Below are 10,543 nucleotides of genomic sequence, written 5' to 3' on the forward strand. Positions count from 1 at the left end.
GGCCGTATTCACGATGCGCCTGCTCGCCCGCCGCGTCCAGCACCTGTCCGACGAGGTCAAAGAGCTCACCCGCCGCACCACCAGGGCCGTTCGCGCCTGCCGGCCCCAGATGCTGGACCTGGTCGGTGTCGGGCCGGACAGCGCCGCCGTCCTCCTCATCGCCGCAGGTGACAACCCCGAACGGCTCGTCGATGAAGCGTCCTTCGCCGCTCTGTGCGGCGTCAGCCCGGTCGAGCAGTCCTCCGGCAAGACTCAACGCCGACGCCTGAACCGCGGAGGCCACCGCCAGGCCAACGCCGCCCTCTACCGCATCGTGCAGACCCGCATACGCTGGGACGAACGCACCCAGGAGTACCTGCGGCGACGCACCGCCGAGGGCATGTCCAAGCGCGAGATCATCCGGTGCCTGAAGCGGTACGTCGCCCGCGAGCTCTACCGGCACATCCAGCCCCGAGCCACCAACCAGGTCGCTTCAGCGGCTTGACGAAACATAGGGGCTTCTACGCCACCCACAACACCGCCGAGATCAGGACGTGGCTCGGCAAGCACCCCCGCTTCCACGTCCACTTCACCCCCACCGGCTCCTCCTGGATGAATCAGGTGGAGCGATGGTTCGGCCTGCTGACCGACAAACTCATCCGCCGCGGCGTCCACAAGTCCGTGAAGGCCCTGGAGGACGACATCACCGCGTGGATCAACACTTGGAACGAGAACCCACGGCCCTTCATCTGGACCAAGACTGCCGACGAGATCCTCAACTCCCTGGCCGACTATCTCACCAAGGTCGGGACCACCAGCCAGCAAACAGAGCAGAACTAACCATCAGGATTTCTGGCGCATCACACTAGAGGTGGGGAAGGAGAGCCGGTCTGGGTATGAGCGGGAGGCTTTCCGTCACTGGACTGATGAGGATGCCGACGGTTGCGACACCCGTCGGGAGGTACTGCTGGTGGAGGCGACGACGAAGCCTGTTAAGGGCAAGCGGTGCGTCCTCAGCGGTGGTGCATGGACATCGTTCTACGACGGGGTCGAGGTCGCCGATGCGAAAAGGTTGGACGTGGACCATATGGTGCCGCTGGCCGAGGCGTGGGACTCGGGTGCCTCCGCGTGGACGGCTGAGCGACGTGAGCAGTACGCCAACGACCTTGACTCCGCACGGAGCTTGGTCGCGGTGACAGAGAAAAGTAATCGGAGCAAGAGCGACAGGGACCCTTCCCAGTGGCTGCCTCCGGCCTCCTCCACACACTGCACCTACGCAGCAGACTGGACCGCGACCAAACTCCGCTGGAAGCTCACCGTGGATAGCGACGAGCAAGCAGCGCTGCAGAAGCTTGCGGGAAACTGCCCCGACACAGCAGCGGACTATCAAACCGCCCCATAGCTTGTTTTTTGACCTCTCGCTGTTCAGGGAGACGTATCCAGCTGCTAGGGAGATAGGCAACATCGAGGCCGGTGGAGAGGTACTTCTCGAAGGTCCGGTTGTTGAATGCCCAGGCAGACCGCTGTTGCCGGATGCGGTCGATCGCGGCGGTCGGTTCGTTTCCCAGCTCGACGAGGGTCTGTCCCACGAGTAGGTCAGAGCTGTTGAAGCCGGCGTTGATCGGACCAAAGTGCCGCGGACGGTCTGGCGGATCACGGCACGCGCCGCAGTCTCACCGAGGGCCGGAGGCCGCTGTGGGCGAGTGCGGCAAGTCGACCGGGTGGGTGTCTCGCACGCGATGAGTCAGCGGTAGTAGCATCGTGGATCGCGGCCAGGGCGCGGGCGACGTCGAGGAGCCGGTACGCCTGCGCGCGGCTGATGCTGAACTCGGAGTCTCAGTAGGCCTGCCAGCTCGGGTATCAGAGGGGTGTCAGAAAGACGCGGGCTGTGCGTGGCGCGGCCATGACAGCTTCGAGATTGCGGTTGAGACGGCTGCCTCACAGGCTCACAGATCACCGCGTCGACCTGTGCAAACGGGTGTGAGGCTCACAACCTGGCAGCTCTCGCTGGGCTGTAGACGCTCTTGCGTGGCAGCGGCAGCGTCGTGTGGGACCCCCGAGAAGGAGACCCCTGCGGCGCATGGCTTGGTCGCTACTGCGGCACCGGGCGGTGCAAAATTTGCGTGGACGGCGGGTGGAATTGGGCAGTGGCTGGGCGCAGGTGGGGCAGTGTCCGGTCTCGATGACCGGGGCGAGCTTCTGGAGCAGTCGCCAGCTATGGTCTCCGTCTTCTGGGGTGCAGGGTTTTGCATCGGCGTGGCACCCGGCGAGGAGTTCGGCGACGACGGAGCGAAGCGTGGATAGGTCGCGGCGGCAGGTGCCGAGCAGGTCGAGCGCCGCGCGGTCGAGCCGGGCCTGGGGGGAGGGGGGCCGCATTCTCCTCCTGGACCTGGTAGTCGTCCGCGGCCTGACGGTTCGCCGCCCGCTCTGCATCGTTCTTCGGGTCCGGATACGGGTGAGCCGAAGCACGAGAGTTGTCACCACTGGTGTCCGCTGATCTGCGGCTTCGATCGAGCAAAGCACGCTGGTAGTAACCGGATCTGCGGGCGGTCTGTCACCAGAACCGCGTGAAGCGGGGTGGTGGTCACCGGCTCCGGCGTTTGCGGTCCCCTTGGGATGAGTGATGGCTTTCGACCCGGGGTGAGAGCGAACTTCAGTTCGTTATGATCTGCATGTCGTGTACCGGGAGGAACCATGGCCGAAGGCCACAGCGACCAAGGCACCAACAAAGCGGAAAGCTCTGACAATGTCGTGGACGAGCGGGCCGTAGTTGAACTGGCGTACCGGCCCCAGTCTCCCGACACCCTGGTCGGCCTGCGGGTCCGCGAGCGGGTCAAGCGGACCGGGCTACTGCTGCGGGGCGTCTTCCTCCTACTGTGGGTAGGGCAGTGGCTGATCCCCACCGTGGGCCGCGGGAGTATCGACGCGGTCTCGACAGTTTTGGTCTTGTTCGTCGTCCTGCTGGTGTGGGGGTACCCGCGGGCGCAAGCCGCCCACGTGCAGCGGATCGTCGGATGGCAGGGCGAGTACCGCGTTACCGTGTCTCCCTCTGGGATCACATGCCGTACCGACCACAGCACACTGATCCAGAAGTGGTCCGTTTTCCAGGGTTACCGAGAAACGGCAGGTCATTTTGTCCTGCTCAGCCGTGATCCCAACATCATGTTCATCGACGTCCTGCCCAAGCGGGGCGTACGCGAGATCGGGGACCTTGAGCGGCTACGGGCGGTCCTGGACCTGCACACCCCTCGCGTGTGACAGATGTCCACCGTTGTGACAACAAGCGCGCCTCTGTGACTACCATCCTGCTTCGGCTCAGCGCAGTAATTAATGCTCGGCACAAGTGCTCAGATTTTAGTAGCCGAGATCCAAATAGTCGATATCGTTGATAGCGACGTCCGAGAGTCCCATAGCGCGCCCTCCGCCGTCCTGGAAATAGACGTCCTTGAACCCTTCGCAACTGGAAGACGACGCCCGCACCGCCCACCCCCGCGCACTGTGTCACGACCGGCTCCTTCCGAAGTCTCGTCGGTCTGTAAAGATTTCTGTGTAACTGGGCTGGTTTGTAGGCTTAGATTCGGTTGTTGGTGAGGCGTCCGTCGAAGGCGATGTCGAAGGCCTGGGGGGCCCGCTTCCAGCGGGTCGTCCAGCGTTTCCGTCCGGTGCCGGTCGGGTCGAGGGACATCACCGTGAGGTAGACGCACTTCAGGGCGGTGTTCTTGGAGGGGAAGTGGCCGCGGGCGCGGACCGCCCGGCGGATCCTGGCGTTGACGGACTCGATCGCGTTGGTCGTGCAGACGATCCGGCGGATCTCGGCGTCGAACTGAAGGAACGGAACGAACTCGGCCCAGGCGTTCTCCCACAACCGCACGATCGCCGGGTATTTGCCGCCCCATTCCTCGCAGAACTCGAGGAACCGGCTGGTGGCCGCGACCCTTGGTCGGCGCGGTAGAGACCGGCTTCAGTGCTTTCGCGATCTTGTCCCAATCCTGGCGGCCCGTATAGCGGAGCGACACCCGCAGTAGATGGACGACGCAGGTCTGGACGACCGTCCTGGGCCAGACCTCACCGACCGCGTCGGGCAGGCCCTTGAGCCCGTCGCAGACGAGCATCAGGACATCCTCGATTCCGCGGTTCTTCAGATCGGTAAGGACCCGAAGCCAGTGCTTGGCGCCCTCGCCTCCCTCGCCTCCTGTCCACAATCCGAGGATGTCGCGGTGGCCCTCCGCCGTGACCGCCAACGCAATGTAGACCGGGCGGTTGGCGACCTGGCCGTCACGGATCTTCACGTTGATGCAGTCGATGAACAAGACCGGGTAGACGCGGTCGAGCGGGCGGGCCTGCCACTCGGCCATGCCCTCGATCACCGAGTCGGTGACCGTTGAGATGGTCTGTTCAGACACCTCGGCGCCGTAGGCCTCGGCCAGATGGGCGGCGATCTCGCCGTGGGTCAGGCCCTTCGCCGACAGCGACAGGACCATCTCATCGACGCCGGTCAGACGACGCTGACGCTTCTTCACAATCTGCGGCTCGAACGCTCCCTCGCGGTCCCGCAGCACGTCGATCTCGACCGGCCAATGTCGGTGACGACCGTCTTGGAGCGTTTCCCGTTCCTCGAGATGCCGCCGTTCTTGCCGGCCGGATCGTGCCATTCAGAGCCAAGATGATCCGTCATCTCGCCCTCAAGGGCGGACTCCAGCAGCCGTTTCGTCAACTGCTGAAGCAGACCGCCCTCGGCCTGGGCCCGGGCCACAAGTTCGTTCAAGAACCGGTCATCCACGCCTACCTGCGGGGTGCCTACCTCGGACGGTGCGGCTATGTTCTCGCTGGTCACAGGTGCAATCCTCCATGATCGGAGTTACACCGTTCTTCTTACAGTCCCCTCTGCTCCGCCCACTGCGCAACCATGCCCTCCGAGGAGGTTGAACGAAGCCGCGGTCACACGGAAGCGCGATTGTCACCGGCGGGTGATACGTGCCGGCGGCTACCAGATCGGCTTGCGTCCGGTGAGTTCGTGCCATACCTCATGCGCTTGTTGCAGCTCTGCTCGGGCGGCGTCCAGCCGCTTGTCCTTCTTCTGGCGTTCGGCGACCTCGGCTTTAAGTTGGCGGGCCTTGTCCCGATCTTCGGTGTCGGCGCGGGCGGCCTTCAGCTCGGCTTCGGCTTCCTCAATGTCCTGCGCCCTGCGGACGAGGGATGACTTATGTGTGGTGCTGGTGTTGGTGATCTGGCTGGCGAAGTCTCGGACTCTGTCCTCGTCGTACTCGGTACGGGAGACTTTGAACCTGCGTTCTTGCCCGTCGGACATGGTGATGTAGACGTAGTGGGCGGCGAATGACCCTTCGAATCGGGCTTTCAGGCCGCTGATGGGTATCTGCTCCGCGTCCATGACCAAGGCCTCTTCGTACAAGGTCAGGTCGCCGAGTTCTTCGACGATTCTTCCGCGCTGCCGAGGGAGGCGCAGTGTGCGTAAGCGTTCCTCTGCTGCGTCGATGCGCCGGGTGTATCTCTGCTGCGCTAGGTAGGCCTGGCTGGTGGCTTGGGTGCGGGTGAGGGCCGCTGAGGTTCGCAGTGCGTGGACTTCCCGTCGTGCCGTGGCTAGGGTTTGCCGATCGGTGGTGAAGTCGGTGCTGAACGCGTGAGACCAGTTCCCTGGGTACTGGCACCTGCGGTACAGGACCCAGGCCGCAGCTGCGGCTATCACTACGATCCACGCGAGTATGCGCCCGTTGCCGACGTCCATCGCTCTCCCCGTTCACCGAACCGACCCTCACATCTAGCGCGTTGCGCGGGGTGTTGGGTGCTGGTCGGGGGAAATTGCTCCTACCCGATCGTGTTTGACGGCTCGTTCGGTTGTCGGCGCGCTGCGTTGCCTACTGTTTGCTGCAATCTCGCTGGTGACCAGATGTTTGCATATGCGTTCAGTGTTCGATCAGCGAGGGAAGCGTTTCGATCCGTGTGGCGTCTGTGGGTGAGCGTCAACGGCACATCGTCCCATTAACGGACAGTACAGATGGTGCGCTGTATGGGGGAGTGGGTAGCGTCTGGCGAGTCAGCCCGGATCTGGGTTTGCTGCCAAAGCTCCGAGCTGACTCATCCTGTACTCGCACAGATCGAGGAGGGCTCTATGCCTCCTGACCACATGCCCGGCCAACTGCCCCAAGAGGGCCGCTGGCGGATTGTTCCCGACCGTACCATTCCGCGTCGAGCAGACGTCAAAACCCATGTGCTGCGTGACTTTCGGGTCAACACACAGTCATTTCTGGCGATGCCTGCGGGTGTTGTCATCATGATCCACTATCCCGGCCCCGTGGTGGGGGTGCTCACGGCTGTTGCCGTGATGGTGTCGATGCGCGGCTCCTACCTGCGCTACCAGCGGCTACGTACGGAGTGAGCTTGCGGGGTGAGGCGGGCGGGAAGCTTTCCGTGCCCGCCTCACCCGGCCTGTCCGCCGTGCCCAGGTGCGCGTCCTGCCGCTCTCATGAGGTGGGACGTTGGGCACCGTCGGCGAAAAGTTGCCCATTTCCGTACGCGGTATTCCGCGAGTAATCCCCGAAAGAGAATGCAGAGCTGATGACCTCAACAGGTCAGGAGTGCCTCGCTGCCGGCTGCGAGGAGAGTGTCGAGCAGAAACCGGCCGGCCGCCGGCGCCGTTACTGCTCGGACAAGTGCGGTGTGAAGTATCGCAAATATCAGCAGGACCGCCCACGCAACGATCACGACGCTCAAGCTCTCGAGCTCGCACGGGAGTTGGAGCGGCGGGTGGCGACCGTGGTGCAGTTGGTGGCGGCCTGTCAACCGCAGGCGGCGCTGATCGAACTATGCCAAGCCTTGGACGACGGCGCGCATCTGCGTGGGGCGGTGGTGCAACAGGCACACGACCGGAAGATCACCTCGGGCGAGATGAGTAAAAGGTTGCATGTCAGCGCGGACACGCTGAACCGATGGAAGGACAGCCGGGCCCGTCGACGCAAGCGCGATTCCTCCTCCCCATCGGCTGGCACCGGCAACGAGCCCTCCACAGACAGACCCCTCAGCCGACGTCACCCGGAACCCGCGCCGCGCTCGACGGAGAGCCCCCCAGCGGACACCTCTCTTCCCGACTCGCCGGCCAAGCTGTTCAGCCAGGCCATGTCCCGCCTGCACCGAGAGAGTGGATTGACCTTCACCGCGCTGGGTGAAGCGGCGCGGGTCGACCGCTCCTACGTCTACCGAGTCGTTGCCGGCGAACGTCTCCCTTCCTGGAAAGTCACCCGCCGTCTCGCGCGGGCCTGCGATGTCGACCCTGGCGACCTTCGACCATTGTGGGAAGCCGCTCGTGGCTACCGCGTCACCCGTCCGGGGAACCTTCACGCCGCGCTACGCGGTATGAACCTCGCGGCGGGCCATCTCACCCCGGAGACTCTGGCCTCCCGCGCTAACTACGCCGTCACTCAGGCCGATGTCACCGGCCTCCTCGCTGGGACCCGCCTCACCAACTGGCGCAAGGTTACCGACCTAGTGACCGCTATGGGCGGCAGCCCGGACCTCATCCGCCCCCTCTGGGAAGCCGCTAGCGCCCACCCCGGACCCACGGTCAGCTGCTTCCATCCGACCACGACACCTGCTGACACGCCCTTTGCCGCCATGTTCGGACTTGGAGTAAGCCCATGACCGTCCGTGCCCCCACCCGCCAACCCAACCCCCGCAGGACACGGCTGTCCGTGGCACATGTGCCTGACAGCCGGTTGATGAGGCTCCTCATGCCACCGGCGCTGGAGGCCTTCCACACTCTCCACAGCCCGATCTACCTCACCTACGCCAGCGCACACCTCAGCACCCTTGCCGCGCAGAGGGCCGTGCAGACCGCTTTTGGGTTGATCGCGATGCACTGGCCTTTCGTTGTCGGGTGTCCCCGGCCTGCTGCTGTCGCCTGGAGCCAACTGGTCGCCAGCACCGGTAGCCGCGGCTGCCCTCTCCCGCTGACCGCCGGCTGTCCACTCCAGTACGACGCGGCTGTCCTTCACACCCGCGGGCACGACGTCACCGCCATCGCCGACGCCACCGGCCACGACGCCTCCAAGATCCGCTACCTCCTCACCCGACAACCAGCCTGACCCCGCAAGCGGGGGTGAAGGGCGTGAGGTCCTGAAACCCCGGATCCACCCCACGCAGAGATCCCGCTCCCGCGCGATTCGCGCGGGAGCGGGATCTCGACGGTCGGTGGCAGGTCAGGGGGCGGGTTCGTAGGTGACGGTGGTGTCGGTGCAGCCGGCCGCGATGAAGTACAGGCGGTGCTGCTCGTCTTCGTCGATGGCGAGGTTCCAGCGGAGCTTGGTCGCCGTCCACTCCGACGCATACTGACACAGCGCGTCGGCCGACGGAGGCAGCCAGTCGGCCGGGTCCTGGTCCGACTTCTGCCGGTTGGAGCGTGCGGTGACCGCGACCAACGACGCCGCCGCGCCCTGGTCGTTGGCGTAGGCCTCCCTGCGGGCAGCGGTCCATTCTGAGGCTCCGGAGTCCCAGGCCTCGGCGAGCGGAACCATATGGTCGATGTCTAGCGCTCCTGCGCTGGTGACGGTGGTGTCGTCGTAGTAGGACCACCAGGAGCCGCCGGTCAATGAACATCGCGCACCGACAGTCGGCGCGGAGACGGCCTCAGCGATCAGGACCTCCGCCCGGGTGTTGCACCCATCGGTGGCGTTCAGACCGGTGTTCCAGTGCTTGAAACTGTCGCGGTTGTAGCCGGTGCGGTCCTCGACCGCGACCGGCAGTTCACCGACCGCAACACCCAGGGGTAGCTCCACCACCATCGACGGAGCGGCTTCAACCGCATGAGTGGGTGCGGCCATCGTCATAAGGGGGAGAACGGAGAGAACGGTAGCCACCGCAGCGCGCAGCAAATTCTTGGTCTTCATGATCACAGGGATAGCGGTGCTCGGCGCCCCAGTTCATAGGGATGGCACCACGTCACTCGTATGAATGGCCCGCTCTCCCCGGGCTGACAGCGCGGGTTCCGCAGCGCTGCTATGTGTCAAGCGCCACCCCCTTCTCAGGGAATCGCTGAAGTGGCAGCCATCGGCCGCCAGATATGAGGGCGGTGGGGGTATCAGCCACCGGATACATCGCTCTCGCGCCATCCGAGGGAAAGGCGGCCTTGGCTGCGTCTTGTGTGCCTAGGCTGCTTTGTATGACTGGTGAGGAAACTATCCGTGTGACTGGTGTTGTGACCATTGACCGGTCGATTTTTGGGCTGGATGAGATGCGGCGGCCGGGGGAGGAGCGTCCGTTCTGGGCTGAGTTGCCGGTGGACGGGACGCCGGTGCGGGTGGGTCAGGGCATTGCGATGGTTACCAGCAATGCGCAGTCTCACGATGCGTCTGTGGTGATCGAGGTTTCCCCGACTGTGCTCACCCTGGGGCCTGAGTTTGAGCTGCTCGGTGAGTGGCCGTGGGTCACGGGCGCGGGTGAGCAGATCCTGTGCAATATCGACGGGCCGGTGCTTGAGTTCCGACTCCGGGCGAACTGTCGGTACACCCTGCGGGTGTGGCGTGCCGGGGGCGATACAGCCGATGCGAGATTCAAGGAAATGATGGGGGTCGTCTTTCCGATCGAAGGTTTGGAGCGGTACCACTTCGTCTTCACACCGGTGAAGTAGATGCAGAGGGAGGGCTCCCCTGGGATCAGGGGAGCCCTCCGTCGTTGTTGTGGTGAGGTGGCGGTTACTTCACCCGGAAGCCGTAGGCGTCACCGTCGATGATGCGGTCTTGTCCGTACCAAACCGCGAGCTTGGCTCCCGCTGATCCGTTTTCTGACCCAGGGACGTAGCGGACGGAGAAGTTTCCGTCGCCCTTACCTGCTCCTTCTTTGGTGGACGCGAAGGGGAACTCATCGCACTGCTCCCCGGGGTTGCTCTGAAGGGGGCGGCAAGCCGCGTTCTTGGCGTTCAGGTTCTTCCTGGCGACTGTCGCCGACGCGGCGTTGAAGTTGGGGAAGTTCCGGTGGATCGGCTGGTACTCACCGTTCCACACATTGCCCGGGATGTCCTTGTTGGGCTTCACCGGGTAGGTGAGCTGCGGTAGGTAGAGGGCGTCGAAGATGTGCTCGGCCACGGACTTGACGGAGGCATCCGTGCGGGCGTACTGGTACCAGGGGAGCACATTGGAGAATATGGCTCCCTTGACTCCGTACTGGGCCATGTAGGCGGCGGAGTCAAAACGGGAGGTCACCGTCGGACCGTCACTCCACGGCGTGGTGCCATTCGGGGCCGTGGCCTTGTAGCGCGTCTGGGATGCGCAATGGGCGATCTTGTCGATCCGGGTTTGATCACCGCCGGCTTCAGCGGACTTGACGTTGTAGGCCGTGACGGCTCCTTCCCAGGCGAGGACGCTGTCGGTGCGGGAGGGGCCGTCAGGGTTGACGACGTTGCTGGTACACGGAGTGCTGGCAGTGGGGTGCAAGGTCAGCGTGGAGCCTGCGGCGCTGTAGATCCCGGTTGCTTTCACCTCGGTGTACTTACTGATCTTTTCGTAAGTTCGGTGGGTTTGGTGGGTGGATGGTCAGGCCGGTGTGGGCGAGGAAGGAC

General features: G+C 64.3%; 10 protein-coding genes and 3 pseudogenes. 8 read left to right on the plus strand and 5 right to left on the minus strand.

Annotation, left to right across the window (positions count from 1 at the left end):
• From NBG84_RS36750 to NBG84_RS36765, 4 genes and pseudogenes are all read left to right on the plus strand, one after another.
• Window positions 1-484: transposase (locus NBG84_RS36750; protein ID WP_250924056.1), on the plus strand; the 484-nt coding region annotated here is incomplete at its 5' end.
• A gap of 17 nt (window positions 485-501) precedes the next feature.
• Window positions 502-819: pseudogene (locus NBG84_RS36755) on the plus strand (transposase); the annotation flags it as partial.
• A complete protein-coding gene (locus tag NBG84_RS36760; protein ID WP_425608766.1) occupies window positions 740-1,381 on the plus strand; it encodes an HNH endonuclease family protein in 642 nt (213 codons plus the stop codon). The pseudogene NBG84_RS36755 and the gene NBG84_RS36760, both read left to right, overlap by 80 nt.
• Before the next feature lie 1,292 nt (window positions 1,382-2,673).
• Complete coding sequence (locus NBG84_RS36765; protein WP_250924057.1) at window positions 2,674-3,237, plus strand: YcxB family protein; 564 nt, start codon at window positions 2,674-2,676, stop codon at window positions 3,235-3,237.
• 96 nt (window positions 3,238-3,333) lie between these two features.
• Here NBG84_RS36765 and NBG84_RS36770 read toward each other — a convergent pair.
• The 3 genes and pseudogenes from NBG84_RS36770 to NBG84_RS36780 all read right to left on the minus strand — a co-directional run.
• Window positions 3,334-3,435: pseudogene (locus tag NBG84_RS36770) on the minus strand (telomere-protecting terminal protein Tpg); the annotation flags it as partial.
• Between the two features lie 115 nt (window positions 3,436-3,550).
• A pseudogene (locus NBG84_RS36775) lies at window positions 3,551-4,759 on the minus strand (IS256 family transposase).
• Between the two features lie 204 nt (window positions 4,760-4,963).
• A complete protein-coding gene (locus NBG84_RS36780) occupies window positions 4,964-5,722 on the minus strand; it encodes a hypothetical protein (RefSeq protein WP_250924058.1) in 759 nt (252 codons plus the stop codon).
• Window positions 5,723-6,106: 384 nt separating this feature from the next.
• Between NBG84_RS36780 and NBG84_RS36785 the strand changes: the two genes are divergently transcribed.
• The 3 genes from NBG84_RS36785 to NBG84_RS36795 all read left to right on the plus strand — a co-directional run bounded on the left by NBG84_RS36785 (window position 6,107) and on the right by NBG84_RS36795 (window position 8,075).
• Window positions 6,107-6,373, plus strand: a complete 267-nt coding sequence (locus NBG84_RS36785; protein ID WP_250924059.1) for a hypothetical protein — start codon at window positions 6,107-6,109, stop codon at window positions 6,371-6,373.
• Window positions 6,374-6,552: 179 nt separating this feature from the next.
• Window positions 6,553-7,632 carry a helix-turn-helix domain-containing protein gene (locus NBG84_RS36790; protein WP_250924060.1) on the plus strand — a complete coding sequence of 360 codons (1,080 nt, stop codon included), beginning with the start codon at window positions 6,553-6,555 and terminating at the stop codon, window positions 7,630-7,632.
• Window positions 7,629-8,075: a hypothetical protein gene (locus NBG84_RS36795; RefSeq protein ID WP_250924061.1), complete on the plus strand. Its 447-nt coding sequence runs from the start codon at window positions 7,629-7,631 to the stop codon at window positions 8,073-8,075. The genes NBG84_RS36790 and NBG84_RS36795 overlap by 4 nt, the downstream gene beginning before the upstream one ends.
• 114 nt (window positions 8,076-8,189) lie before the next feature.
• On the opposite strand, the gene NBG84_RS36800 is transcribed toward NBG84_RS36795, so the two are convergent.
• Window positions 8,190-8,876, minus strand: coding sequence for an HNH endonuclease family protein (locus NBG84_RS36800; protein ID WP_250924062.1), 687 nt, complete (start codon window positions 8,874-8,876; stop codon window positions 8,190-8,192).
• A gap of 272 nt (window positions 8,877-9,148) precedes the next feature.
• On the opposite strand from NBG84_RS36800, the gene NBG84_RS36805 reads away from it, so the two are divergent.
• The gene (locus tag NBG84_RS36805; RefSeq protein ID WP_250924063.1) at window positions 9,149-9,616 is read left to right on the plus strand and encodes a Haze protective factor 1; all 468 of its coding nucleotides are present in this window, start codon (window positions 9,149-9,151) and stop codon (window positions 9,614-9,616) included.
• 64 nt (window positions 9,617-9,680) lie between these two features.
• Here NBG84_RS36805 and NBG84_RS41275 read toward each other — a convergent pair whose 3' ends face one another.
• On the minus strand, window positions 9,681-10,463 hold the full coding sequence (locus tag NBG84_RS41275; RefSeq protein ID WP_250924064.1) for a NucA/NucB deoxyribonuclease domain-containing protein: 783 nt from the start codon (window positions 10,461-10,463) through the stop codon (window positions 9,681-9,683).
• Window positions 10,464-10,543 lie beyond the last annotated feature (80 nt).

It is taken from the genome of Streptomyces albipurpureus (assembly GCF_023701525.1).
In the GTDB taxonomy this organism is placed as follows: Bacteria; Actinomycetota; Actinomycetes; order Streptomycetales; family Streptomycetaceae; genus Streptomyces; species Streptomyces albipurpureus.

Excerpts from the sequence above, each read along its gene's own strand:
- NBG84_RS36785 (WP_250924059.1), top strand. The coding sequence starts at position 6,107 with ATGCCTCCTGACCACATGCCCGGCCAACTGCCCCAAGAGGGCCGCTGG.
- NBG84_RS36765 (WP_250924057.1), top strand. The coding sequence starts at position 2,674 with ATGGCCGAAGGCCACAGCGACCAAGGCACCAACAAAGCGGAAAGCTCT.
- NBG84_RS36790 (WP_250924060.1), top strand. The coding sequence starts at position 6,553 with ATGACCTCAACAGGTCAGGAGTGCCTCGCTGCCGGCTGCGAGGAGAGT.
- NBG84_RS36780 (WP_250924058.1), bottom strand. The coding sequence starts at position 5,722 with ATGGACGTCGGCAACGGGCGCATACTCGCGTGGATCGTAGTGATAGCC.
- NBG84_RS36800 (WP_250924062.1), bottom strand. The coding sequence starts at position 8,876 with ATGAAGACCAAGAATTTGCTGCGCGCTGCGGTGGCTACCGTTCTCTCC.
- NBG84_RS36795 (WP_250924061.1), top strand. The coding sequence starts at position 7,629 with ATGACCGTCCGTGCCCCCACCCGCCAACCCAACCCCCGCAGGACACGG.
- NBG84_RS36805 (WP_250924063.1), top strand. The coding sequence starts at position 9,149 with ATGACTGGTGAGGAAACTATCCGTGTGACTGGTGTTGTGACCATTGAC.